This is a genomic window from Sorangium sp. So ce406 (assembly GCF_051474675.1).
GTDB classification, from domain to species: Bacteria; Myxococcota_A; Polyangia; order Polyangiales; family Polyangiaceae; genus Sorangium; species Sorangium cellulosum_G.
This window is the reverse complement of sequence record NZ_CP150340.1, coordinates 8,420,405-8,445,059: the sequence shown is the minus strand read 5'-3', so window position 1 is coordinate 8,445,059 and position 24,655 is coordinate 8,420,405. Positions and strand designations below refer to the sequence as shown.

The 24,655-nt window shown below is 72.0% G+C and carries 18 protein-coding genes and 1 other RNA gene; 10 read left to right on the top strand and 9 right to left on the bottom strand.

The genetic code is table 11. The annotated features are described in order from the left end of the window. Nucleotides 1-43 precede the first annotated feature (43 nt). Nucleotides 44-2,281 (bottom strand): alkaline phosphatase D family protein, encoded by a 2,238-nt coding sequence (locus WME96_RS31415; protein WP_437285271.1) that lies wholly within the window; start codon nt 2,279-2,281, stop codon nt 44-46. 213 nt (nt 2,282-2,494) lie between these two features. On the opposite strand from WME96_RS31415, the gene WME96_RS31410 reads away from it, so the two are divergent. The 3 genes from WME96_RS31410 (at nt 2,495) to WME96_RS31400 (ending at nt 5,747) form a co-directional block, all read left to right on the top strand. Next, nucleotides 2,495-3,946 (top strand): DUF6986 family protein, encoded by a 1,452-nt coding sequence (locus WME96_RS31410; RefSeq protein ID WP_437285270.1) that lies wholly within the window; start codon nt 2,495-2,497, stop codon nt 3,944-3,946. Between the two features lie 56 nt (nt 3,947-4,002). Continuing rightward, entirely contained in the window at nt 4,003-4,344 is a 342-nt protein-coding gene (gene uraH / locus WME96_RS31405) for a hydroxyisourate hydrolase (protein ID WP_061617345.1), read from the top strand. Nucleotides 4,345-4,562: 218 nt separating this feature from the next. Further along, the gene (locus WME96_RS31400) at nt 4,563-5,747 is read left to right on the top strand and encodes a formylglycine-generating enzyme family protein (RefSeq protein WP_437285269.1); all 1,185 of its coding nucleotides are present in this window, start codon (nt 4,563-4,565) and stop codon (nt 5,745-5,747) included. A 257-nt stretch (nt 5,748-6,004) separates the two neighbouring features. Here the strand turns inward: WME96_RS31400 and WME96_RS31395 are convergent, their stop codons facing one another. Further along, nucleotides 6,005-6,691, bottom strand: coding sequence for a TetR/AcrR family transcriptional regulator (locus WME96_RS31395; protein ID WP_437285268.1), 687 nt, complete (start codon nt 6,689-6,691; stop codon nt 6,005-6,007). A gap of 238 nt (nt 6,692-6,929) precedes the next feature. Here WME96_RS31395 and WME96_RS31390 point away from each other — a divergent pair, with 238 nt between their 5' ends. Beyond that, nucleotides 6,930-7,367, top strand: a complete 438-nt coding sequence (locus WME96_RS31390) for a CHRD domain-containing protein (protein WP_433927903.1) — start codon at nt 6,930-6,932, stop codon at nt 7,365-7,367. A gap of 36 nt (nt 7,368-7,403) precedes the next feature. On the opposite strand, the gene WME96_RS31385 is transcribed toward WME96_RS31390, so the two are convergent. Next, on the bottom strand, nt 7,404-8,957 hold the full coding sequence (locus tag WME96_RS31385; protein ID WP_437285267.1) for an allantoicase: 1,554 nt from the start codon (nt 8,955-8,957) through the stop codon (nt 7,404-7,406). Then, nucleotides 8,936-10,294 (bottom strand): allantoinase AllB, encoded by a 1,359-nt coding sequence (gene allB, locus WME96_RS31380; protein WP_437285266.1) that lies wholly within the window; start codon nt 10,292-10,294, stop codon nt 8,936-8,938. Before allB ends, WME96_RS31385 begins: the two co-directional genes overlap by 22 nt. A 192-nt stretch (nt 10,295-10,486) precedes the next feature. On the opposite strand from allB, the gene WME96_RS31375 reads away from it, so the two are divergent. From WME96_RS31375 to WME96_RS31365, 3 genes are all read left to right on the top strand, one after another. Then, on the top strand, nt 10,487-11,311 hold the full coding sequence (locus tag WME96_RS31375) for a DUF3025 domain-containing protein (protein WP_437285265.1): 825 nt from the start codon (nt 10,487-10,489) through the stop codon (nt 11,309-11,311). Nucleotides 11,312-11,463: 152 nt separating this feature from the next. Beyond that, complete coding sequence (locus tag WME96_RS31370; protein ID WP_437285264.1) at nt 11,464-12,441, top strand: LysR family transcriptional regulator; 978 nt, start codon at nt 11,464-11,466, stop codon at nt 12,439-12,441. Beyond that, on the top strand, nt 12,438-13,154 hold the full coding sequence (locus WME96_RS31365; RefSeq protein ID WP_437285263.1) for a glutathione S-transferase family protein: 717 nt from the start codon (nt 12,438-12,440) through the stop codon (nt 13,152-13,154). Before WME96_RS31370 ends, WME96_RS31365 begins: the two co-directional genes overlap by 4 nt. A gap of 16 nt (nt 13,155-13,170) precedes the next feature. Here the strand turns inward: WME96_RS31365 and WME96_RS31360 are convergent, their stop codons facing one another. Then, a complete protein-coding gene (locus WME96_RS31360) occupies nt 13,171-13,977 on the bottom strand; it encodes a class I SAM-dependent methyltransferase (protein WP_437285262.1) in 807 nt (268 codons plus the stop codon). Between the two features lie 113 nt (nt 13,978-14,090). Further along, nucleotides 14,091-17,837 (bottom strand): methionine synthase, encoded by a 3,747-nt coding sequence (gene metH / locus WME96_RS31355; RefSeq protein ID WP_437285261.1) that lies wholly within the window; start codon nt 17,835-17,837, stop codon nt 14,091-14,093. Between the two features lie 614 nt (nt 17,838-18,451). Between metH and erpA the strand changes: the two genes are divergently transcribed. Both erpA and WME96_RS31345 read left to right on the top strand, forming a co-directional pair. After that, on the top strand, nt 18,452-18,775 hold the full coding sequence (gene erpA, locus WME96_RS31350) for an iron-sulfur cluster insertion protein ErpA (RefSeq protein ID WP_061620261.1): 324 nt from the start codon (nt 18,452-18,454) through the stop codon (nt 18,773-18,775). A 426-nt stretch (nt 18,776-19,201) separates the two neighbouring features. After that, complete coding sequence (locus tag WME96_RS31345) at nt 19,202-20,053, top strand: sigma-70 family RNA polymerase sigma factor (RefSeq protein WP_061609350.1); 852 nt, start codon at nt 19,202-19,204, stop codon at nt 20,051-20,053. 66 nt (nt 20,054-20,119) lie between these two features. Here the strand turns inward: WME96_RS31345 and rnpB are convergent. From rnpB to proC, 3 genes are all read right to left on the bottom strand, one after another. After that, an RNA gene (gene rnpB / locus WME96_RS31340) (RNase P RNA component class A) lies at nt 20,120-20,584 on the bottom strand. A 471-nt stretch (nt 20,585-21,055) separates the two neighbouring features. Then, complete coding sequence (locus tag WME96_RS31335) at nt 21,056-21,715, bottom strand: hypothetical protein (RefSeq protein WP_437285260.1); 660 nt, start codon at nt 21,713-21,715, stop codon at nt 21,056-21,058. A 311-nt stretch (nt 21,716-22,026) separates the two neighbouring features. Beyond that, a complete protein-coding gene (proC, locus tag WME96_RS31330; RefSeq protein ID WP_437285259.1) occupies nt 22,027-22,884 on the bottom strand; it encodes a pyrroline-5-carboxylate reductase in 858 nt (285 codons plus the stop codon). Nucleotides 22,885-23,164: 280 nt separating this feature from the next. On the opposite strand from proC, the gene WME96_RS31325 reads away from it, so the two are divergent. Continuing rightward, nucleotides 23,165-24,652: a Do family serine endopeptidase gene (locus WME96_RS31325; protein WP_437285258.1), complete on the top strand. Its 1,488-nt coding sequence runs from the start codon at nt 23,165-23,167 to the stop codon at nt 24,650-24,652. Nucleotides 24,653-24,655 lie beyond the last annotated feature (3 nt).

The following is a 24,655-nucleotide window of genomic DNA, read 5'->3' as shown; positions in this document are numbered from 1 at the left end:
CTCCCTCCCGACCAGGGGCGGGCCCGGCCGGCGCGGGGCCGGGCTACTCGTCCCAGCCCACCGCGTCCGGGTTCCACTTCTTCCAGGTGCCCCCGTCCTCCCAGTAGAGCTCCGACGGCTCCCCGGCGGCCGTCTTGATCGTCTTGAACCGAGCGAACGTGATCTGCTCTTCGAGCGCGCCGGTGTCCGCCTCCTCGTACAGGGGCGCCGCGAGCGCGCTCTCGGGGAGCAGGTACATGGTCACCACGAACTCGTCGGCGTTCGCCTCGGCGATGCAGAACCCGTTGCTGTCGGCCTTGCAGAAGGCGAGGTGCGGATTGATCTTCGTCTCGCTCTCGACGAGGAGCTTCTCGATGTTGCTCGCGATGTTCCCCGCGCTCGGGACATCCTTCAGCAGCGGGTGGCTCGCCACCTGCTTCTGCAGCGTCGAGCGGAGCGTGGACGACGAGACCGCGGCGCCGACGAACTCCACGATCTTCGTCGTGGGGGCGGTGTCCACGGCCGGCGTCCCCGCGAGGAAGGCGCGGAGATCGCCCGTGATCGCCACCGCGTTGCCGCGCTCGGCGAGCGCCGCGATGATCTCGTTCCGCTCGGCGCGAAAGCCGTCCCAGCCGTCGCAGCTCAGGTAAAAGCGCCGATTGAGCGGCTCCGTGGCGGACATCGTGAGGTCGATGGCGAGCTGGGAGAGGCAGTGCTCGTTCCCCCACACCGTCCATGTGCTCTTCGACTCCTTGACTGATTTCATGAACCACGCCTTCTGCGCTTCACCCATGACGGGGGTGTCCCCGGTGAACAGCGACGCCGCGTCGAAGGCGTCCTTGACCACGAGGTGACGCGACCCGAACGCGCTGAAATAGTCGGTCTTCCCGACGTCGGCGTAGGAGATGCCGCGATCCATGTAGGGGAGCAGCCGCTCATCGATGGGATCCAACGGCTCTTCCCGCTGCTCGTTCAGTTTCGCCACGACCGCGTTGATGAAGTTGGCGCTGATGAGGCGGGGCCGCTCGTTCTGCGCGTACCCGAAGCTCGGATCGAAGCCGAACGTGGGCGCGATCTCCACGAGCAGGTCCCTCAGGCGGCCTTCCTCCAAGGTGTCGATGTCCTCGTAGGGGCTCGCGTACGGGGGCGGGGTTCCGAACTGCTCCACGAGCCACGCCTGGTTCACGACGACCTTTCCCGGGAAGGCGTCCTCCGGGATCAGGTGATCCGCCCGGTAAGAGCGGAGATCCGTCATCACGAGGTGGACGTGCTTCCCGAAGGTGAAGTCCCGGTAAATCGTGATGTCATCCGGGTACTTGGCCGCCTTGCTGTAGCGGAAGTCGTCGCCTGCCGGGTAATCGACGGGCATGTACTCGAACCAGGCCTGATTCGCCGCCTTGCGCCGGTCCTCGTCGGTCTCCGGCTCTCGGCCGTTGAAATAGGTGGCAGTCGCGCCGTGGCAGTCGTCGGAGAACTCGTGATCGTCCCAGACGGCGATCATGGGAAAGCGCTCGTGCAACCGCTGCAGCGCCCGGTCGCTCCGGTACGTCTTGTAGAGCTCCCGGTAGTTGTTCAGCGATCTTGCGGCGTGGTACTCGACGCCCTCCTCCGGCGCCAGCGCGATGGCGCCGTTCACGTCGGAGAGGGCGATCTTGCGCTGCTCGGAGGGCGTCTGGAAGCTCGGGTCGCCGGTCGTCTCGTAGACATAGTCCCCGAGGTGGACGACGAAATCGATCTGCTGATTCGCGAGCGCTGCATGGGCGTTGTAGTAGCGACCGACGTAGTCCTGACACGACACGAAGGCGAAGCGCACCGGCACGTCCGCGTCGGGCGCCGGCGCTGTCCGCGTCCGCCCGATGCGCGAGCTGAAGCAGCCCTCTCCCGTCGTGTAGTAGAACCGGTAGTAATAGGTGGTCCCGGGGCTCAGGCCGCTCACCTTGACCTTGACGCAGTAATCGAACTCCGCCCGGGCCGTCACGGAGGCCCGCGTGCTGCCCGACCCGGCGACGGCCACGTTGCTGGAGCTCGGCTTGAGCTCGACGAGCTGGGTGAACGCCTCGTCGAGCGCGACGACGAGCGCCACGGCGAGATCCGTCTTGTGGCCGCCGTCGACGACCCGGGTCCACAGCACCACGCTGTCGGGCCTCGGGTCTCCGGAGGCCACCGACTGGGGGAAGAACGAGTCGTCCTCGTTCACGTCGCAGGCGCCGGGCAACCCGTCTTCCTCGGAGCAGGCAGTCGGCACGACCACCGAGCCAGCGGTCACCAGGGTGGCGCGAAGAAAGTCTCGGCGTCTCATCATCGATTGAAGTCCTCCAATGACGGATACACCCCGGGCGCTGCGCACGCAACGGCGGCGCCGGGGCCGCCTGCCGCGCCGCCGCCCGGGCGCTCGTCGCGCTCGCTCGGGTGGCGCGGGTCGCAGCATGCCGCCGCCTCGCGGGCAGCGCGAGCGCTACTTGACGTGCCGAGTCAGGCGGCATCTCGTGGTCGCCCGACCTGCCGAAGGCACACCATGTTCCGGACAAGCCTCTCCCCTGAAGCGCTGCGCGGCGCGCTATCGCGCCTCCGCAGCGGTCATCCTGCGTTCGACCGCGCCGGCGCGCGCGGCGCGGCGGCCGCGCGCCAGCCGGTCCACACCGTCTACGGCGGCGCCCACCTGTTCAAGGCCGACACGGCCCGGAAGCTCGGGGCGGTGGCGCTCGCCGCCCTCGCGGAGCACGCGCCCGACTTCGCCGCCTTCGCGCGCGCGCTCGGCCTGCCGGGGGCGGACGAGCTCCCCGAGGGGCGCGCCGAGGCCGCCGCCCTCGCGGCCGCGCTCGACGCCGGCGAGGCCCCGGCGGGCCGCGCCTCCGCGCCGGCGCGGCTCGCGCGTGCGGTGCACGCGCGCGTGCTCGACAAGCTCGGCCGCGAGCCCGTGGAGGACCTGCGCATCGATTTCGAGGACGGGTACGGCGTGCGCCCCGGCCACGAGGAGGACGCGCACGCCGCGGCGGCGGCGCGCGAGGTCGCGCTCGGCATGGCTGCGGGCGGCCTGCCGCCGTTCCTCGGGATCCGGGTCAAGTCGCTGGGTGAGGCGTGCGCCGAGCGGAGCCTCCGCACGCTCGACATCTTCCTCACCACGCTGGTCGCCGCGTCGGGCGGCGCGCTCCCGCCCGCCTTCGCCGTGACGCTGCCGAAGGTCGTCGCGCCCGAGCAGGTCTCCGCGCTGGCCGACGCCCTCGACGCGCTCGAGCGCGCCCTCGGGCTGCCCGGCGGCGCGATCCGGATCGAGCTGATGGTCGAGACCACCGCCTCGCTCTTCGGCCCCCGCGGCGAGATCGCCTTGCCCGGCCTGGTCGAGGCGGCCCGCGGCCGGTGCGTCGCGGCGCACTTCGGTGCTTACGATTACACGGCGAGCTGCGACATCACGGCGGCTCACCAGCACCTCGCCCATCCGGCGTGCGACTTCGCGCGACACGTGATGCAGGTCGCGCTGGCCGGCTCGGGACTCTGGCTGTCCGACGGCGCGAGCAACATCCTGCCCGTCGCCCCGCACCGCGCGCGGCCCGGCGGCGCGCCGCTCACACCGCAGCAGATGGACGACAACCGCCGCGCGGTGGTGGGCGCATGGCGGCTCAAGTACGGGCATGTCCGGCGCGCGCTCGAGGGCGGCTACTACCAGGGATGGGACCTCCACCCCGCGGAGCTTCCGGCGCGCTACGCCGCGGTCTATGCCTTCTTCCTGGAGGGCGTCGACGCGACCGCCGAGCGGCTGCGGAGCTTCATCGAGCGGGCCGCCCGGGCGACCGTCGCCGGGACGGTGTTCGACGACGCCGCGACGGGGCAGGGGCTCCTGAACTTCTTCCTGCGCGCGGTCAGCGCGGGCGCGATGACCGAGGCCGAGGCGGCGGAGCGGACCGGCCTCGCGCCGGACGAGCTCAGGGACCGCTCCTTCCAGGCCATCGTGGCGCGCCGGAGCGCGTGATATGAGCGACCGGAGAGGACGGCGTCGCGGGGATGCCTGAGCAGCGGGGAGGACCGATGAGCGCGATCACGACGCACGTGCTGGACACGTCGCGGGGCCGCCCGGCGAGCGGCGTGCTGGTGGTGCTGGAGGTCGGCGACGGCGGCGGTTACCGGGAGATCGGCCGGGGCACGACCGACGACGACGGCCGGCAGAGAGGCTTGCTCCCCCAGGGCGAGCGGCCGATCCAGGGCACGTACCGGCTCACCTTCCACACCGGCGCCTACTTCGCGGCGCTCGGCTCCGAGAGCTTCTACCCCACCGTCTCGATCCTCTTCGAGATCCGGGACCCGGCGCAGCACCACCATGTCCCGCTGCTGCTCAGCCCTCACGGCTACACGACGTACCGGGGCAGCTGAGCGCGCGGCACCCGGCTTGCGCGCTCGGGGGCGTGACGCGATCGTCGCTGGCGGGCTCGCGGGATGGGTTCGCCGCGGCGACGGCCCGGGCGAGACGCAGGGGGATGGGCACATGATACGATGTGTCGGTGCCCCGTGGTGGGCGATCGGGAGGGGGAATGGTGAGCGCTCTACGAAGTCCGTCGGGTGAAGCTCGGGGTTACCGGCGCGCTGCTGGCTTGCTGGCGGTCGCGACGGCCGCGCTCTGGTCGGGGTGCTCGACGACGGTGCGGGACTTCGTCGACGTGGGCGGTGCTGCGGGGGCTGGCGGCGCTGGCGGCGCAGCAGGTGGGCCGGCGGCCGCGGGAGGCGGTGGCGGCGAGGCTGGCGGCGGCGAGGCTGGCGGCGGCGGGGCTGGCGGCGGCGAGGCTGGTGGTGACGGGATCGGCGGTGGCGGGGGGATCTCCGTCGCGTGCTCTCCCGAGGAGACGCGGTGCGCCGGCGAGCTCGTGGAGGTGTGCGGCAGCGACGGGCGCTGGCGGCAGGTCGGCTGCTCGGGGTGGTGCGGCGCGGGCGCCGCGGGCTCGTGCGTCGTGCCGCCGAGCTGCCGCGAGGGCGGGCCTGGAGCAGGCGAGGCCTGCGGTCCGGAGCGGGACCAGCCCTGCTGCGCGAGCCCGCGCGTTCCGGGCGGCACCTACAACCGGAGCAACCAAGGCGCGCACCCCGCGGAGGTGAGCGAGCTTCGGCTGGATCGATACGAGGTCACGGTCGGACGGTTCCGCGGCTTCGTCGAGGCGTACCCCGGGAGCCGGCCTGGCGCCGGCGCGGGAGCTCACCCGCGGATCCCGCGAAGCGGCTGGGACGACGCGTGGGACTCCCGGTTGCCGGAGGGCCAGGCCGAGCTGAGGGAGGGCTTGAAGTGCAATCCGGGATTGCACTCGTGGACCGACGACGTGGGTGAGAACGAGGCCAGGCCGATCAGCTGCGTGAGCTGGTTCGTTGCGTTCGCCTTCTGCGCCTGGGACGGCGGGCGGCTCCCGACAGAGGCGGAGTGGAACCACGCGTCGGCCGGAGGGAGCGAGCAGCGGAGGTACCCCTGGGGCAACGCATTTCCGAACTCGACGTATGCCGTGTACGACACGGCGGGCAGCGCGGTTGTCGGCTCGAGATCGCCGCGAGGTGATGGCCTGTGGGGGCAAGCCGATCTCGCGGGAAACCTGTGGGAGTGGACCCTGGATGTCGAGGGGCCATACCTCGACCCCTGCGTCGATTGTGCGAACGTCGAGGGGGGCTCGGCGCGGGTGATCCGCGGCGGTAGCTGGTGGCAGCCCAACGAGGAGGAGATCTCCACGGTCTTCCGGAGACCGTGGGACCCGACCGATGTCACCGACGCGCTCGGCGTCCGGTGCGCAAGGCCGCTGTAGCGCTGGCCGCGCTTCCTGCGGCCGCCCTGGGGGCGCTGTTCAGGGGGAGATGAGGTAGATGACCGAGAAGGCCACGACGAGCGTCGTGGCTGCAAGCGCGATGAGCTTGGGTACGGTCAAGTTGTCTTCAGTCCTCGGGTTGTCTGTGCTCATCGGGTGCCTCCGCGGTGCTCTCTGCGCGCCTCGCGCGCGCCCGTCTCCTGGCAGAAGGCGGACTCGTCGTCAACCCTGCGCCGGCCGCGACGGACCGGGCGCGCTCACGCCGGTGTCTCTGCCGCGGCGCCGGCCGCGACCGCGCCCTGTCCGCCCGCGTGCATCATGGCGAGCCTCACCACCTCCGGCAGCAGATCGGCGAGCAGATCGCGCAGCGACGTCCGGTCGAGCTCGTGGCGCTCGACCCAGTCGAGGCTGGTCGCCTCCACGAACCCGATCCACCCGCGGAGGGCCACCCTGAGCGCCGGAGGCCGCTCGGCCACCGGCGCCTCGGCGAGCAGCTTGTCGAGGAAGCGGCTGCGCGTCTCCTCGATGATCGCCAGCACCTCGGCGTCCGAGCCGATGCCGCCCCGGAAGACGGCCGCATAGGAGATCCCCTGTCGCTCGACATAGGCCAGGTAGGCGTCGAGCCCGGTGCGCAGGCGCTCGGGAACCGGCACATCGTCGACGTCCAGCGACCGCTCGACGAGCTCGCGCGCCGCTTCGCGCAGGACGGCGATGTAGAACTCGCGCTTGGTCGGAAAATAATGGTAGAGAAGCCCTTTCGAGATCCCCGCGGCCTGCGCCACCTCATCGATGGCGACGTCGTCATAGGCTCGCTGGCCGAAGAGCTCGAGCCCCAGCGCGAGCAGCTGCGCGCGGCGCGCGTCGAGGTCGAGCCGCTGCCGCGGCGGCTTGCCCTCGACGCGCCGGGACGTCGCGGCGCGGGACGGCTTTCGTGTCGAGATCATGAGCGGGGGGCTACTTTACGCTCCTGCTGATCCGGGTTCAATCTCGGCAAAAGCGGCGACTCTGCTCCATACGTCGCGCGCGCGGCGTTCTCGGCGCCTTCCATCCGGCGCGTCTCGTCGGTGCGCCGCCGCGCGTCATCGGCTGTCGCGCGGGGGCCTGGCGGCGCGGCGGTCGGCGTCGTCTTTGCTCTCGTGGCGCTCTCGCGTTGTGCATCCCCGCGATGTGCAGGAGGGAGACATGCAGCATCTCACGATGTCCGCTCTGGGCGCCGTCCTCCTCGCGACGACGCTTGCCGTCGCGGCGTTGCCCGAACGCCCGGTCCGCCCGATCACGGCGGCGCTGAGCGGGCGTGACGAAGTGCCCGGTCCCGGCGATCTGGACGGGAGCGGGACGGCCCGCCTCACCCTCGATCTCGCCCGCGGCGAGGTCTGCTTCGACCTGGCGGTGGCCGGCATCTCCCCCGCGATCGCGGCGCGCGTTCACGAGGGCCCTGTCGGCCGCGCGGGCCGGGGCGTCATCACGCTGATGCCCCCGACGGGCGGCAGCTCCAGCGGCTGTGTGCCCGCGCCTCGCGACGACCTCAGGGCGTTGCTCGCCGATCCGGCGAGGTATTATGTCGCCGTCCGCACCGCGGATTTCCCCGAAGGCGCCTTGCGAGGCCAGCTCTCCCGGTGATCGATTGAAAGGGATAGGCACCCTTCCCCCGGCCCGCTAACCCCCCCAGAGAAGCTTCTTCAGCCGGATCTCCGTGATCTTCCGCTGCTCCTCCGCGGCGATGCCCAGCTCCTCCTCCGGCGTGTGCTCGATCCGCTCCCGCAGCATCGTGAGCATCTCGTCCGCGCTCTTGCCCGTGGCGCACACGATGTAGATGAACCCGAACTTCTCGTCGTAAAGGCGGTTGTACCGCGCCATCTCCTCCCGCGTCTCGTGCGCCGCCGCGCTCATCCCCGCCTGCTCCTGGCTCGAGAAGCGCCTCGCCGTCGCGCTCGTCTCCGCCGCCTCCGCCTGCGCTCTGGTCTCCCCGATGCGCGGGTGCGCGCGGAACGCCTCCAGCCAGTCCTCCGCTCCGAGCCGCGCGAACCCCTGCGCCGCGGCCGCCAGGAGGTGCTCCTCGTCGCGGAACGGCCGCGCCGCCGCCATCTGCGAGGACCACGCGGACGACCCGCACGCCGCGCGGAGCTCCGCCGCCGCCTCCGGCTCCGTGAGCGCGTTGAGCCAGCGGAGCCGCTGCGCCGCCGCCCCGCTCCGGGTCGCCCTCCCGAGGATGCGGAGCCGGCTCACGCCGCCGTCCGGATAGATGTTCAGGCGGACGTGCGTGAACGGCCCCGCCGCGCGGAGCTCTTCCTCGAAGAGGTGACGCGTGTGCGCCTGGAGCTTCGTCCGCGGCACGATCTCCCGCCACGCGCTCGCCTCGGCGAGCTCCTCCGCCGCGCGCCCCGCCGCGTCGATCCCCTCGATCATGCAGCTGTCGGGGTAGTTGCCCTTGAAATGGTTCGTGTCGACCTCGATCCGGCCGATCTCCCCCTGCGCCGCGAGCGCCACGAGCGCCCAGTCGTACCCGGGCCCGCGCCGGCGGCGCGTCTCCCAGCCTTCTCCCATGTTCGCCGCCCGGCCGGGCATGATCAGGCTGTGGCGAACCCCGAAGAACATGTCGCTGCACGACAGCACGCTCGCCCCGTTCTCCGCGGCCGCGAGGTCGATCTCCGCGCCCGGACGATCGAGCCGCCGCCAGTCGGGGACGGCGTCGCCGTACACGCGGAGCCGCGCCACCCCGCCGTCCGGATAGATGTTCAGGCGAAGGTGCGTGAACCGCGACGAGCAGCTCACCGCGAACGCGTTCTGCGCGTCGCCCGCGAGCGGCGAGCGCGGCAGGACCTCGACCCAGTGCGTCCGCGGATCGAGCAGCTCGTCGACCCGCGCGTCGGGCCGCGCCGCGCACGCCTCGATCGAGCAGTGCTCCGGGTAATTGCCCCGGAAGAACGCCGTATCGACGACGACCCCGCGGAGGATCCCGGGGAGACCCAGCCGGACGAGGCACCAGTCGAACCCGGGAGTCCGTCGCCTGCGCGTCTCCCAGCCATCCATCCATTTGCCGCGATCGGTGTACTCGTGCTCGAGGAACACCGGCTTCGACGCCCTGAGCAGGTTCTCCTTCGGCGCGAAGAACTCGTCGTTGGCCGCGAGCACCGCGCCGCCCAGGCGCTCCGAGGCCAGGTCGAGCGCCTCCGCGAACGCCGGCCCCGTCACCCCTCTCGCTTCAACCATCGCCCTCTCGCCTCCCTGGCGAAGCCCCCGCGCTCATGGACCTTCTCGCCGCGGAGGTACGTGGCATGAACGACGCCGTGGAGCTCCTCCCCGGCATACGGCGTCACCTTGTGCCGGTGCTGGATGAGCGGCGGCTCCACCCGGAAGGTCGCCTCGGGATCCCAGATCACGAGATCCGCGTCGAACCCTCTCTGGATCTCCCCCTTGCGGCGCAGCCCGGCGAGCCGCGCCGGCCCCCGGCACAGCCACGTCGCGAGCCGCTCCAGCGGGATGCCCCGGCGCCGGGCGTCGGTCCAGACGATCGACAGGCCGAGCTGCAGGCTCGAGATCCCGCCCCAGGCCGCGTCGAAGTCGCCGGCCTCGAGCCGCTTGAGCTCGGGGGTGCACGGGGAGTGATCGGAGACCACGAGATCGATGAGCCCGCCCTGCAGCGCGGCCCAGAGCTCCTCTCGATTCTCGCGCTCCCGGATCGGCGGGGCGCACTTGAACGGCGTCGCGCCGTCCGGGATCTCCTCCGCCGCGAAGTGCAGGTAGTGCGGCGTCGTCTCGGCGGACAGCGCGGCGCCGCCGTCGCGCGCCTGCCTCAGGATGCCGAGGGCCGTCGCCGACGAGAGGTGGACCACGTGCGCCCTCGCGCCCGTCGCCTGGCAGAGCGACGCGAGCAGGGCGATCGCCTCGTCCTCCGCCTCGCGCGGCCGCGAGCGCAGGTAGGCGGCGTACGTCCGCGGATCGAGGCCGGCGATCGCCGCGCGCGCCGCGTCGATCGGGCCGGGGAGCTCGGCGTGGACGAGCAGCGGCGCCCCCGTGCCCGCGAGCACCTCGAGCGCCGCCCGCAGGTCCGCCTCGGCGACGTGGCCGAACTCCGCCACGCCCGAGTCGACCATGAAGCACTTGAACCCGAGCGCGCCGGCCTCGAGCAGCGGCAAGAGCTCTCCCGCGTTGCCCGGGACGGCGCCGCCCCAGAAGCCCACGTCGACGAGGCACCGGCCCTCGGCGGCCCGCGCCTTCTCCTCGAGGTGCGCGACGGTCGTCGTCGGCGGGACGCTGTTGAGCGGCATGTCGACGAGCGACGTGACGCCGCCCGCGGCCGCGGCGCGCGTCGCCGTCTCGAACCCCTCCCACTCGGTCCGCCCAGGCTCGTTGATGTGCACGTGCGCATCGACGAGCCCGGGCATCACCACCGCGCCCTGCGGCGCGTCCACGACGGGGCAGCCCTCCGGCACCTCGTCATGGCCCGCGACGTCGACGATCGTGCCGCCCTGGATGTGCACCGAGGCCGGCCGCACGGCGCCCCCGGTGACCACCCGCAACCCGCGAACGATGAGGTCCGGCGCCATCAGGGGCTCGAGGGTACCACGGCTCCGGGATGACAGGCGGGCGGCGGGCCGTCCCGTCGCCGCCGGCCGGCGGCGTCCGGCGCGCGCGATCCAGGCCGGATCCACGCCGCGCCCGCTGCCTTTGACCCGGGCGTCCGAGCGCCGCGTCGCGCGCTGCTTGAGCTCCCGCCGCCCAGCTCCTACGGTGCCCGCGTGAGCGCCGCTGGCCGAGCTGCGCCGCGCCAGGGCGGCGCACCGGGGAGCAGCCCCGTTCCCTGGGACCCGCTCTTCCACGAGAAGAGCCGGCTCTACTGGCCCATCCGTCCCCGGGCCGAGGCGTTCGCGGGGTGCGCCGGCTGGCCGCCCGTCGAGGACTACAACCGGGCGCTCGGCGGCGGCTTCCCCGTGCGCTTCGCCGAGCAGGCGCCGCGGCCGCGGCGGCGCCGGCGGCGCGCGCCCGTGGATCCTGCGGCGCTCTACGACGCGCGCATCCACGTCGAGGGGTGCGTGCCCACGCGGCCGAGCAACTGGCACGACTTCCTCAACATGCTCGTGTGGGCCGCGTTCCCGCGCGCCAAGGCGGAGCTCCACGCCCGCCAGCACCGGGCGATCGCCGCGCGCCTCGAGCCCGGCGCGGCGGCGCTCCCTCCCGCGCGCACGCGCGAGCTGGACGGGCTCGCGCTGCTCGACGAGGGCGGGCTCCTGCTGCTTTACGACGCGCACGCGCGCCGCGCGCCGCTCGCCGACGCCTCCGACCTGCGCCGCTGCGCCGACGAGGCGCGGGACGCCGTGCAGCGCGGCGAGGCGGCGGCGCTCGTCTTCGGCCACGCGCTCTACGAGAGCCTCCTCCAGCGCGGCCCGCTGGTCCACGCGATGGCGCAGCCCATCCCGTGCGACGCCCCGCTGCCCGCGGCGCCGGACGCGCTCGTCGCGCTGGCCGACGCGCGCCTCTGCGAGGCGCTGCGGTCGCCGGACACCTTCGCGCACCCCGAGCGCAGCGCGCGTCTCCCGCTCGACGAGCGCGTCCTGTGCAGGTGAGCGCCGCCGCGGCGGGGTAGGGGAGGCGCCCAGCGCGCCGGTGCGCAGCGGTGCTGTGCATTTTTGCACAGCCGGCGCGCGCTTTTGCCACCTCCCCGGTACGCTGCGGGCGGCGCATGCTCGCGCGGCGTGGCCGGGAGATTCGCATCGTGATGAGCTGGGACGACCTGCGGTATCTCCTTGCCCTCTCCCGGGCGGGCTCCCTCGCCGGTGCTGGCCGCGCGCTCGGCGTCGATCACACCACGGTGGGCCGCCGGGTCGAGGCGCTCGAGGCGTCGCTCGGCGTCCGGCTGTTCGTGCGGTCGCCCTCGGGCTACGCGCTCACCAGCGAGGGCCTGAGCGTGATCCCCGACGTCGCGAGGGTCGAGGAGGCGATCCTCGCCATCGAGCGCGGCAGCCTCGGGCGCGATCAGCGCCTCACGGGCGCCGTGCGCGTCACGGTCGCCGAGGCGTTCGGCAGCCGCTTCCTCGCGCCCCGGCTGGGCGCGCTCCACGCGGCGCACCCGGGGATCTCGGTCGAGCTCGTGACGGCGATCCGCGCGCTCGATCTCTCCCGGCGGGAAGCGGACATCGCGGTCCGCTTCTTCCGCTCGGCCGAGGGCGGCCTCGTGGTCCGCAAGGCGGGCGTGGTCGGCTGGGCGGTCTACGCCGCGCGCGCGTACGTCGAGCGGCGCGGCGCGCCCACCGCGGCCGATCTCCCGGCGCACGCGCGCATCGGCATCGAGGCGCCCGGCGCCATGCCGCCGGAGCACGTCTGGTTCGAGCGCATGGCCGCCGGCGGCCCCTGCGTCTTCCGCAGCAACAGCACCGCGTGCATGCTCGGCGCCGCGCGCGCCGGGATCGGCGTGGCGCTCCTGCCGTGCTTCATCGGCGATCTCGAGCCGGACCTCGCGCGCATCGCCCTGCCGGACGAGCCCCGCCGCGCCATCTGGCTGACCGTGCACCGTGACCTCCAGCACACCCCCCGCGTGCGCGCGGTGCTGGACGCGATCGCGCGCGTGCTGGCCGAGGAGCGCGCCCTTCTCTGCGGCGACGCCCGCCCTCCGCGGCCTCCGAGCGGCCCGACCGAGGACGGGAGCGCCCGGGCCGCGCCCCGCAAGCTCCGAAGAACCAAGGAGACGAAACGATGACCACCGCCCCGCTTCACCTGTATATCGGCAGCAAGAACCTCTCGTCCTGGTCGCTCCGGCCGTGGCTCGCGATGTCCCACGCGGGCGTCCCGTTCGAGGAGCACGTGATCCCGTATGAGCTCCCCGACTGGGTCGACCGGGTGGCCGAGCACTCGCCGACGCGCAAGGTGCCTGTCCTGCGCCACGGCGATCTCGTCGTGTGGGAGTCGCTCGCCATCTGCGAGTACGTGGCCGAGGTCTTCCCCGCAGCGCGGCTGTGGCCCGAAGGGCGGGAGGCCCGCGCCGTCGCGCGCGCGGTCAGCAGCGAGATGCACTCCGGCTTCTCCGACCTGCGCCGCGAGCTGCCGATGGACATCGCGCGGCGGCACGCGCGGCGCGACGTCTCGGACGGCGCTGCCCGCGACATCGCCCGCGTCCTCGGGATCTTCGGCGGCTGCCGCGCCCGGTTCGGTCAGGGCGGGCCGTTCCTGTTCGGCGCCTTCTCGATCGCGGATGCGATGTTCGCGCCCGTGGTGACGCGCCTGCTCTCGTACGACGTCGAGATCGACGAGGTCGCGCGGGCGTATGCGGCCGCCGTCACGTCGCTCCCCGCGATGGCGCGCTGGTCCGCGGCGGCGGCGGAGGAGGTCGCCAGGAATCCGCACATCACCGCGCCGGCCGGCAGCTCGTACACGAAGGCCGGCGGCGCGGCGGGGAGCGCCGCGCCGCCCTGAGCGAGCGGCGCTCCCCTCAGGGCGGCCGCCGCGCCGAGAGCGCGTACACGAGCGGCAGGCGGCGCCCGAACCGCTTCATGCGGAACTGCCCCGGCGGCCCTTCCTCCATGTCCGGGAAGATGTCGTAAGGCGACCAGTCGAGCTCGCGGAGCCGCTCCAGCGTGAGGCCCGCGTCGAGCAGCGCTGTCACCACCGTGCCGATCCCGTGGTTGAAGCCGACCTCCTGGAGCGTCACGGGCGCGTCGCGGTCGGCGTACGTGCCCGTCTGCTCGGTGTGGATCGGCTCGCCGTGCCCGTCGTACGCATAGGCGACGCGCTCGAACGCGTCGTCGAAGATCCACACGACGGGGTGGAACTCGATGAGGTGCAGGACGCCCCCCGGCTTCAGGCACGCGGCGGCCGCGCGCGCCCAGCGCGCCATGTCCGGGAGCCACCCGAGGACGCCATACGAGGTGAAGACGATATCGAACGTCTCCCCGCCGAGCGCCGCGGGCGCATCGTAGGTATTCGCCTCGACGAAGCGCGCGTCGAGCGAGAGCTCCTCGGCGAGCGCGCGCGCGGCCTTGATGGCCTCGTCGGAGAGGTCCAGCCCGGTGACGCGCGCGCCCAGCCGCGCCCAGGAGAGCGTGTCCTGCCCGAAATGGCATTGCAGGTGCAAAAGCGTCTTGCCGCGCACGTCGCCGACCTGCTCGAGCTCGATGGGCTTGAGCGAGCTCGCGCCGGCCCTGAACGAGGCCAGATCGTAGAACTTCGAGGCCAGATGTACCCGGGTGCGCTCGTTCCACGCGGCGCGGTTCAGCGCGAACCAATCGGCTTCGGCCATGCCGCGACCTTATCACGGCGTCCGCCGCGCTGTCTGCGCCCGCGCGGGCGCAGACAGCGCGCCCCCGGGTTCATCACCTCATTCGCCCGGTCGCCGCCTCAGCACGGCAGCGCTCACTCCGGGGCAGCCGCCTTCGGGTCGTATCCCAGGTTCGGCGACAGCCACCGTTCCACCTCCTCGACCGTCATCCCCTTGCGCTTCGCGTACTCCGCGACCTGATCCCTGCCGAGGCGCCCCACCATGAAATACCGCGCCTGCGGGTGCCCGAGGTAGATGCCGCTGACGCTCGCCGCCGGCATCATCGCGTAGGTCTCGGTCAGCTCGATGCCGACCGAGGGCGCGTCGAGCAGCGAGAACAGCTTGGGCTTCTCGGTGTGATCCGGGCACGCCGGATACCCGAACGCCGGCCGGATCCCCCGGTACTTCTCCTCGATGAGCTCCTCGTTGGTCAGCACCTCTCCCGCGCCGTACCCCCAGTCCTTGCGCGCCCGCGCGTGGAGCAGCTCCGCGAACGCCTCCGCGAGCCGGTCCGCGAGCGCCTTCGCGATGATCGCGCTGTAGTCGTCCTTGTCCTTCTCGTACGCGCGCACCACCTCATCGAGCCCGAGCCCGGCCGTCACCGCGAACGCCCCGACGTGATCGGCGAGCCCGCTCTCCCGCGGCGCCACGAAGTCGGCGAGCGACAGGTACGGCCGCTCGCCGCCCACGGCCTTCTCGCCGTCCTCCTCGGCGGCGGCAGCGCCGGCTGCCTTCACCTGCTGCTGGCGCAGCATGTTGAACCGGACGAGCTCGCGCGCGCGCGCCTCGTCCTCGTAGAGCACGATGTCCCGCTGCTCCCCGCTCGCCGGCCAGAAGCCGTAGACGCCCCGCGCTTGGATCATGGCGCCATCGATGATCCGCTGCAGCACCTTCTGCGCGTGGTCGAACAGCTCGCGCGCCGCCTCGCCGTACTGCGGGTGCTCGAGGATCTGCGGGAACGGCCCACGGAGCTCCCAGGCCGTGAAGAAGAACGTCCAGTCGATGTACTTGGCGATCTCCGACAGCGGGACGTCGTCCACCACGCGCCGCCCGGTGAACGACGGCGTCGCGATGTCCTCGGGCCGCCACGCGATCTTGAGCCGCCCCTCGTCCGCCGCGGCGAGCGTCACCAGCGGCTTCGCCCGCTTCCTCGCGAAGAGCTCGCGCAGCTTGGCCTGCTCCGCCCGGTTCTGCGCGTCGAAGGTCTCGCGGTTCGCCTGGTCGAGCAGGCTCGACACCACGCCCACGGCCCGCGACGCGTCGAGCACGTGCACCACCGTGCCGCCGAACTCCGGCGCGATCTTCACGGCCGTGTGCTGCCGGCTCGTCGTCGCCCCGCCGATGAGCAGCGGCAGCTGGATGCCCCGCCGCTCCATCTCGCGCGCCACGCTGACCATCTCGTCGAGCGACGGCGTGATGAGCCCGCTCAGCCCGATCATGTCGGCCTCCTCGTTCAGCGCCGTCTCCAGGATCCTGTCCTGGGGCACCATCACGCCGAGGTCGATCACCTCGTAGTTGTTGCACCCGAGCACCACGCCCACGATGTTCTTGCCGATGTCGTGGACGTCGCCCTTCACGGTCGCCATCACGACCTTCCCGTGCGACGACGACGCGCCCGCGGCCCGCTCGGCCTCCATGAACGGCATGAGGTACGCGACCGCGCGCTTCATCACCCGGGCGCTCTTCACCACCTGCGGGAGGAACATCTTCCCGGCGCCGAACAGCTCGCCGACGATCTTCATCCCGTCCATCAGCGGCCCCTCGATGATGGAGAGCGGCTTGTCGTACTTCTTCCGCGCCTCCTCCACGTCCGCCTCGATGAAGTCGACGAGCCCCTTCACGAGCGCGTGCGACAGCCGCTCCTCGACCGGGCCCTCTCGCCAGGCGAGGTCGAGCTCCTTCTTCTTCCCCTTGCCCTTCACCTGCTCGGCGAACTCGACGAGCCGCTCGGTCGCGTCCGGGCGCCGGTTGAAGATGACGTCCTCGACCCGCTCGAGCAGGTCCTTCGGGATGTCCTCGTAGACCGCGAGCTGCCCCGCGTTCACGATGCCCATGTCCATGCCGGCGCGGATCGCGTGGTAGAGGAAGGCCGAGTGCATCGCCTCGCGGACCACGTTGTTCCCGCGGAACGAGAACGACAGGTTGGACACGCCGCCGCTCACGCGCGCCCCCGGGCAGGTCGCCTTGATGATCCGCGTCGCCTCGATGAAGTTCTTCGCGAAGTCGTTGTGCTCCTCGATGCCGGTCGCGATCGCGAGGATGTTCGGGTCGAAGATGATGTCCTGCGGATCGAAGCCGACCTCCTCGGTGAGGAGCTTGTAGGCGCGCTGGCAGATCGAGACCTTCCGCTCCACCGTCTCGGCCTGGCCGACCTCGTCGAACGCCATCACCACGACGCCCGCCCCGTAGCGCCGGACGGTGCGCGCCTTCTTGAGGAAGTCCTCCGGCCCCTCCTTGAGGCTGATCGAGTTGACGATCCCCTTGCCCTGGATGCACTTGAGCCCCGCCTCGATGACCGACCACTTCGAGCTGTCGACCATGATCGGGATGCGGGCGATCTCGGGCTCGGTGGCGATGAGGTTCAGGAACGTCGTCATCGCCTGCTCGGAGTCGAGCATGCCCTCGTCCATGTTGACGTCGAGGATGTTCGCCCCGCCGCGCACCTGATCGAGCGCCACCTCCAGCGCGGTCGTGAAGTCGCTCTTCTTGATGAGCTCCATGAACCGGGCCGAGCCCGTCACGTTCGTCCGCTCGCCGATCATCAGGAAGTTCGTGTCGGGCCGGATGACGAGCGTCTCCAGGCCGCTGAAGCGCCCGAAGCCGTCGCGCTCCGCGGGCACCTGCCGTGGCCTGAGCCTCGCCGTCGCCCGGGCGATCGCGCGGATGTGGTCCGGCGTCGTCCCGCAGCAGCCGCCGACGATGTTCACGAGCCCGCCCTCCGCGAACTCCGCGAGCAGCCGCGACGTGGTCTCCGGGAGCTCGTCGTACTCGCCGAACGCGTTGGGCAGGCCCGCGTTCGGGTAGCAGCTCACCCGCGCCCGCGCGAGCTTCGCGAGGTCCACGAGGTAAGGCCGCATGTCGCTCGCGCCGAGGGCGCAGTTGAGGCCCACGCTGAGCGGCCTCGCGTGCTCCACGCTCGTCCAGAACGCGTCGATCGTCTGGCCCGCGAGCGTCCTGCCGCTCCGGTCGGTGATCGTCACGCTGAGCATGATCGGCAGGCGCCGCCCCTTCTCCGCGAAGACCTCCTCCATCGCGACGAGGCACGCCTTCATGTTGAGCGTGTCGAGGAACGTCTCCGCGAGGAGCACGTCGGCCCCCCCGTCGACGAGCCCGCGCACCTGCTCGGCGAACGCCCGCTCCAGCTCGTCGAACGTGACCGCGCGGAACGACGGGTCGTTCACGCTCGGCGAGATCGACAGCGTCTTCGGCGTCGGCCCGATCGACCCCGCCACGAAGCGCGGCTTGTCCGGCGTGCGCGCCGTCCACGCGTCGGCCGCCTTCCGCGCGACCTGCGCCGCGGTCAGGTTGATCTCGTAGGCGAGCGACTCCAGGCGGTAGTCGGCCTGGGCGATCGAGGTGCCGGTGAAGGTGTTCGTCTCGATGATGTCGGCGCCCGCCTCGAGGTACGCGCCGTGGATCTCCGAGATGACGTCCGGCCTCGTCAGCACGAGCAGATCGCTGTTGCCCTTGAGGTCGATCGCGTGGTCGCGGAAGCGGTCGCCGCGGTAGTCGGCCTCGCCCAGGCGGTAGCGCTGGATCATCGTGCCCATCGCCCCGTCGAGGCACAGGATCCGGGTGTCGAGGATCTCTTCGAGGCGCGCGGGGCGTTCGCTTCCGTTCATGGCTCTGCTCTTCTCCTGGGCTTCTTTACCGTGGGTGCTCCGGGCGCGGGGCCGCCGTCCTGCGGGGCGGGCTGCGCGATCCGGGGCGCTTGATCCTCGGCCTCAGCTCGGCCAGCGCCCCGTCGCCGGAGGCCACGTCGAGCACGCGGCCGAGCAGCGCCAGCAGCCGGACGCGGGTCGGGTCGCCAGCAGTCGGAGGAGCTGGTCGTGGTGCTGAGATCAAGCAATGGATATCTTCCAATCCGGATTATCGGATGGAAGACTGGCGGCCCTCCTCCCGGGCGTCAAGCGCCGGCTGCGGGCAGGCGACCGCGGCTGCTGAAGGGGGGCGAGCGGATCGAGCGGCGTCGTCGCGCCGGACCGGCGGCCTGGCCGCGCCCGACCAGGGCCCCCGCCGAGCCGGACGACCGATCCGGGCCTCGCCGTACGCCGCTGCGGCTGAGGCACTGGCGGATATCGCTGAAGGTGCGTATCTTTGGCTAGCCCTGAGCACCCCACCCCAGGGCACGGCCGGCCGGGCTCACGCAGGGTCGACCTTCGACCCGCGGGGCGAGCGCCCTTCGGGAAAGAACCCGCCGTCCCCCGCCGGACACAGCACGCAGAGGAGATTCAGGATGATCACGATCACAGAGAAGGCAGCCGAGAAGGTGATGGAGATCGCGACCGCGGAGGAGCTGCTGGGGCAGGGGTTGCGCTTGCGCGTCGTGGGCGGCGGATGCGCGGGCTTCTCGTACGACCTCTACTTCGAGGACAAGCCCACCGAGTTCGACGAGGAGTTCGAGGACCGTGGAATCAAGCTCTACATCGACCCGTTGAGCTTCCAGTACCTGGACGGCACCGAGATCGACTACGTGGAAGGCCTCCACGGCTCGGGCTTCAAGTTCAGCAACCCGTCGGTGAAGAGCACCTGCGGTTGCGGCTCGTCGTTCTCCGTCTGATCCGGCTCGCTCCTCCCCCGGAACCTCGCTTCCGTCCTGGCTCGCTTCGGCCCTCGCCGGAGCGGGCGACGTGAGATGCACACGGGCAGCCTGAGCGCTTCCGCCCGGAGCATCCCGACCTTCCCGGCTCTCTAGCGCATCCTCTTTGCCTCCGTGCTCGCGCGGGCGAGCCGGAGCCGCCGTGCGCCAAGGGTTCCCAGCCACGGTGTACAAGCTGCCCGCCCGGGGCGGCATGCCAACTGCATCGCAGCCTTGGTGGGCTGCTCCCTTCTGAATCTCGAACCAACCGCGCCGTCGGCAAGTGCCGGCGGAACGATCAACGCGATCGAGGTCCGTCGCAAGCCGGCCTCGAGAGCAGGAGTCGAGGTCCGGCGCAGGCCGGCCTCATCAATCGAACCGGGGTCGTCGGACCTCGAAGGAAACCCTGTGCAAACGTCCCGAGATCAGGCCAGCGCGGTATCGCGCTACATCACGCATGTTCGGCAGATCCCGGAGCTGTCGCGCGAGGAAGAGGTCGAGCTCGCTCGACGGTGGCGGGACCACGGCGACGAGCAGGCCGCGGCCGCGCTCGCGCTCGCGAACCTGAGGCATGTTGTCTCGATCGCGATCAGCTACCGGCGTTACGGAATCCCGCTCTCCGACCTCATCGCCGAGGGGAACTTCGGGATCGTCCATGCGATCCGCAAGTACGACCCCGATCGCGGAAATCGCTTCGTGACCTACGCGGCCTACTGGATCCGGGCGTACATCCTGAACCACGTCATCCACTCCTGGAGCCTGGTGGGCGTGGGCTCGGGCCCGCTCCGCTCGAAGATGTTCTTCCGGCTGCGCCGGGAGCGGGCGCGCATCGCCGGCCTCGTCGGCGAGGGGGAAGAGGGCGATCGCCTCCTGGCCGAGAAGTTCGGCGCGCCCGCGGAGAAGGTGCTGGAGATGGCGCACCGGCTGGAAGCCCGGGACGTCTCGCTCGACACCAAGGTGTTCGAGGACGGCGCCCGGTCGCTGGTCGACACCCTGCCGGCGGACGACCAGGACCAGGAGGAGCGCTTCTCCCGCGCGGAGGAGGGGGCGCTGCTCCGCGAGCGGCTCACGCAGGCGGTGGAGAACCTCGACCCGCGCGAGCGGTACATCGTGGAGACCCGGATGATGGCGGACCCAGAGGAAGAGCTCTCGCTCGCCGAGATCGGGCGTCGCCTGGGCGTATCGCGCGAGCGGGCTCGGCAGCTCGAGGCGCGCGCCAAGAAGAAGCTGCGCGATCGGCTCCAGCCGCTGGCGGCGTAGCGCCTTGCCACACGTGAGCGGTGGTCGAGCACAAAAGCACGGAGCCCCGCCGGGGCGGGGCTCCGTGGTCGCAGGGGACGTAAGCCGAGTTCTGTTGCGCGGGGGGTCGCCCCCCTCGCGCCGGCGATCATTCCTCTAGGACGCGCGTCGCCGCGCGCCTCAAGCAGCCAACCCGGAGGCCTGGGGCGGGCAGCCCTCGCCGCGACGGCTGTCGCCGTCGTGGACGCCTCCCTACGCGGCCTTGCTCCAGGTGGGGTTTGCCGTGCCGCCCTTGTTGCCAAGGGCGCGGTGGGCTCTTACCCCGCCGTTTCACCCTTGCCGCGCGGCGAGCCGGCGGCGGCTCGGAGCGCTGCCCTTGCGGGCAGGGGGCTCCTCGCCCTCGCGAGGCGCGCGGCGCGGCGGTCTGTTCTCTGTGGCACTTTCCTCGAGATCGCTCTCACCGGGCGTTACCCGGCACCCTGCCCTGCGGAGCTCGGACTTTCCTCCCGCGCCCGGGTTTCCCCGGCCGCCGGCGATCGCCTGTCCCGCTGCGACGCGGCGAACATAGCGAAGCGCCGGCCGATCGCCAACACCTCCGCGCGGCGCTGGCGTCGCTCGCGCCGCTGGGAGGCCCGGCGGCGAGCGGCGCCAGGGGGCGCGACGCCGGGCCCGCGGAGACGGCGGCCAGGTGGAGCCATCTCGCGGGCCGCGCCGGCTTCATTGCGCTGGATCGGTCGCCTTCTCTCGTGGCGTTCTGTGACATCTGTGGCAATTCGCCCGGTCACGCGCCGAGCGCGTCACGAAGGGAGAGACCCTGATTCAGCTCCCGAGCGGTCTTCGGTATCGTCCACGACGGCGCTCGCGCTGGCGCCCGGCGCAGTCGCCGTGAAGCAGCGCTCCTCCGAGCTTTGCGTCACGGGCGATGCGGGAGCGCGAGAGGACAGCGAGAGAGGAGCGAGGACGGGCGGAGCACGCAGGAAGCGCGGCGCGGGAGCCGCGCTTCTCACGTGTCCCGCGCCGCGATCACATGCAGACCGGGGAGCCCTCCCCGATGTGCGGGCAGTGCGTCTCCGCGTTGGCTGCGGCCTCGGTGAGATGGTACAGGCGGCAGGCAAGCGTGTTGCCCGTGCTGTCCGGACCCGCGTAGAGCGGGTCTGCGTCGAAATTGGCGGCCTCCGCCTCGCAAGCCGCCGTATCCGCGAACACGTCGGGACACGCCTCGGGCGCGACCAGACAGAACGACTCGACCGGCGAGCCGCAGACCTCGCCGCCGCCCGGGCCCGCGTGGATGCAATGGGTCGTGGCGTTCGTCGCGGCCTCTCCAGCATGGTAGGCGCGGCAGGCAAGGGAGTTGCCCGTCGTGTCCCCCGCGGCGCCCTCGGGGAGGTCGGCGCAGTAGGCCTCACACGACGCCTGGCTGCCGTACTGAGCGAGATCGTCGGTACAGTTCGCCATGACGAGCTCACAGTAGGAAGCACAGCTCACGTCCGGCGCGCCGCCGCCGCCGCCCTCGTCTCCGCCGCCCCCTTCACCGCCATTGCCGCCTTCACCGCCGCCGCCGGTCCCGCCGCCAGCGCCGCCGGTACCCGTGCCGGAGGTCGTGGTGGTTCCGGTGCCGCTGGTGCCACCGTCGTCGTCATCACCACAGCCAGGGAGCGCGACGAGGGAGCCAACAACCGTCAATATGCCTGCAAAGAGAAATCGTGATGTCTGCATGTGATGGAGTCTCAGACCATCAGCTCTCCAGGTCAAGCCTCGTCACGACGTTGGGAAGTGAGGAGAAACCAGAGAGCAAGATAGAGGCGCTGCTCCGGGAACTCACCATCACAGCGGAGGGAGACTCCTTCTCTCCGCGTCAGGCCGACTACCGACGTCGTGCCACGCCCCGGTCGGCTCATGCCACCTGGTCGCGGCGCAGACTGCGCCCCCGGATCCGACAGCGCGGTCCTCGACGCCCGGCGAGGGCGCGCCTCTGGCGTGCTGCGCTCTTCGCGTCAGCTACGGCGGAGCTTCTGCGCCATCTGGGCGCCCAGCTCGGCGGAGCGATTGGACGCGGCCTCGACCGCGTCGATGAGCGTGCGCCGGAGGCCGCCCGCCTCCAGCGTGTGGAGGCCGGCGATCGCGGTGCCGCCGGGGCTCGTCACCATGTCCTTCAGGCGGCCGGGGTGCTCGCCGGTCTCGAGCTGGAGCTTGGCGGCGCCGTACACCGTCTGCGCGGCGAGCAGCAGCGCGGCGTCCCGGCCGAGGCCGACCTTCACGCCGCCGTCGGCGAGCGCCTCGATCATCAGCATGACGTAGGCGGGGCCGCTGCCCGACAGGCCGGTCACCGCGTCGAGCAGCGACTCGTCGAGCACGACCACGCGGCCGACCGCCTGGAACAGGGTCCGCGCGATCTCGACGTCGTCGCTCGTCGCGTGGCTCCCGGCGGCGATCGCCGTGGCGCCGGCGAGCGCGATGGCGGCGGTGTTGGGCATGCTGCGGATGACGCGCGCGCCGTCCGGCAGGCGGGCCTCGATGGCGTCGATCGGCACGCCGGCCGCGACCGAGATGACCACGTCGTTGCCGCCGAGCCCCGCCGAGATCGGGGCGAGGATGCGATCGACGATCTGCGGCTTGACGGCGATGACCAGGACGTCGGCCCACCGGCAGAGCGCGTCGTTGTCCTCGGTGGTCTCGATGCCGTAGCGCTCGTGGAGAAACGCGAGCCGCTGGCTCTTGAGATCGCTCGCCCGGATCTGCCCCGCGCCCACGGCGCCCCCCTGGAGCAGGCCTCGGATGAGCGCCTCTGCCATGTTCCCACCGCCAAGAAACCCGATCTTGCGTTCTCGCAATCGGCCCTCGTCGCTCTGCATCGCTCGCCTCCAGGAGCGCGCACCCTAGCAGCCCTGCCGAGCTTGCGGCTCAAATCTCGACGGGCGCCGTCGCCGTCGGTGGCGCCGCCATGGACGGCGGGCCGGCGCGCGGCGTGCGACGTCTACCGCCCGGTCGCGCAGCGCCTGCCGCGCCGGCGCGCGGCGCCGCTCGCCCTTGTCAGAGGGCGGGTTGACGTTATTTCTGCGGCGGAATGAACGCCGTGCGTCCCCTGTTCGCCGACGCAGGACGGGACCCCTTCGAATGCCCGACGGAGATTCCATGATTCAAGCGGTTTCCTTTCGCTCCCGCGCTTCGGTCCTCGCGCTGCTCTCGATGGCGGCGCTCTCGCTCGGCGGGTGCGGTCAACAGGCTCACGCCACGCCTCCCTCCACCCAGGCCGCGGCCGCCGCGCCGCCCGACGCGGCGCCGCCCGTGTCGACCGTCACGCTCCCGCCGGCGCCATCGCCGGTGCCGGCCACCTTCGACGTCGCCGCGCTGTCCGACCGGGTCAGGCCCATGGTCGTCAACATCACGACGACCCATGAGTCCGCGGGCCGCGAGGGGCTCGATCCTTTCGAGTTTTTCTTCGGCCCCCAGGGCGGCCGCGGCGCCCCGCGCGGCGCTCCTCGGCCCACGCAGACCGCGCTCGGCACCGGCTTCATCATCGACCCGAGCGGCTACGTGGTGACGAACGAGCACGTCATTCACGAGGCGTCCGGCGTCCGCGTCCGGCTCGCCGACGAGCGGGAGTTCGAGGCCGAGGTCGTCGGCCGCGATCCCAAGCTCGACCTCGCGCTCCTGCGCCTGAAGGGGGCGAACGGCTTGCCCGTGGCGCCGCTCGGGTCGAGCGAGCAGCTCCGGGTCGGCGAGCACGTGCTCGCGGTCGGCAACCCGTTCGGGCTCGGCCACACCGTCACGCTCGGCATCGTGAGCGCGAAGGCGCGGGCGATCGGCGCGGGGCCCTACGACGACTTCATCCAGACCGACGCCTCGATCAACCCGGGCAACAGCGGCGGGCCGCTGTTCAACTGGCGGGGCGAGGTCGTGGGCATCAACACCGCGATCCGCGCGGGCGCCAACGGCATCGGCTTCGCGATCCCGATCGACGCGCTGAAGTACGTGCTCCCGCAGCTCCGCGAGAAGGGGTTCGTCGAGCGCGGCAAGCTCGGCCTGGCGTTCCAGCCCGTCACGCGCGATCTCGCCGCGGCGCTCAAGCTGGACGGGCCGCGGGGCGCCCTCGTGGCCGAGCTCGAGCCGGGCGGCGCCGCCGCGCGCGCCGGCATCAAGCCGGGCGACGTGATCGTCGAGGTCAACGGCGTCCCGATCCTCCACGCCGAGGAGCTGCCGCGCAACGTCGCGCGCAACGCGCCCGGCTCCGAGATCAAGGTGACCGTCGTGCGCGCCGAGAAGCGGCACGAGGTCGTCGCCAGGCTGGACGCGCTCCAGGACGAGGAGGGCGACGCGACGAGCCGCCCGCGGCCGACGCAGGGCGCCCGGCCCGATCGACAGCAGAGCGCCGAGAAGCTCGGCATCCAGGTCTCCGACGCGGCCGGCGGCGGGGTGCGGGTCGACGGGTTCGCGTCGGGCATCAACGTGCAGGAGATCCAGGTGGGCGACGTGATCCTCGAGGTGAACGGCGCCCCGGTCAAGGACGTGGCCGGCCTCCGCGCGGCCATCACCAAGGTCAAGGACGGGTCGGTCGCGCTCCTCAAGGTGCGGCGCGGCAAGGTCGTCCAGTTCGCCGCCGTGCCCATCCCCGCCCGCTGATCC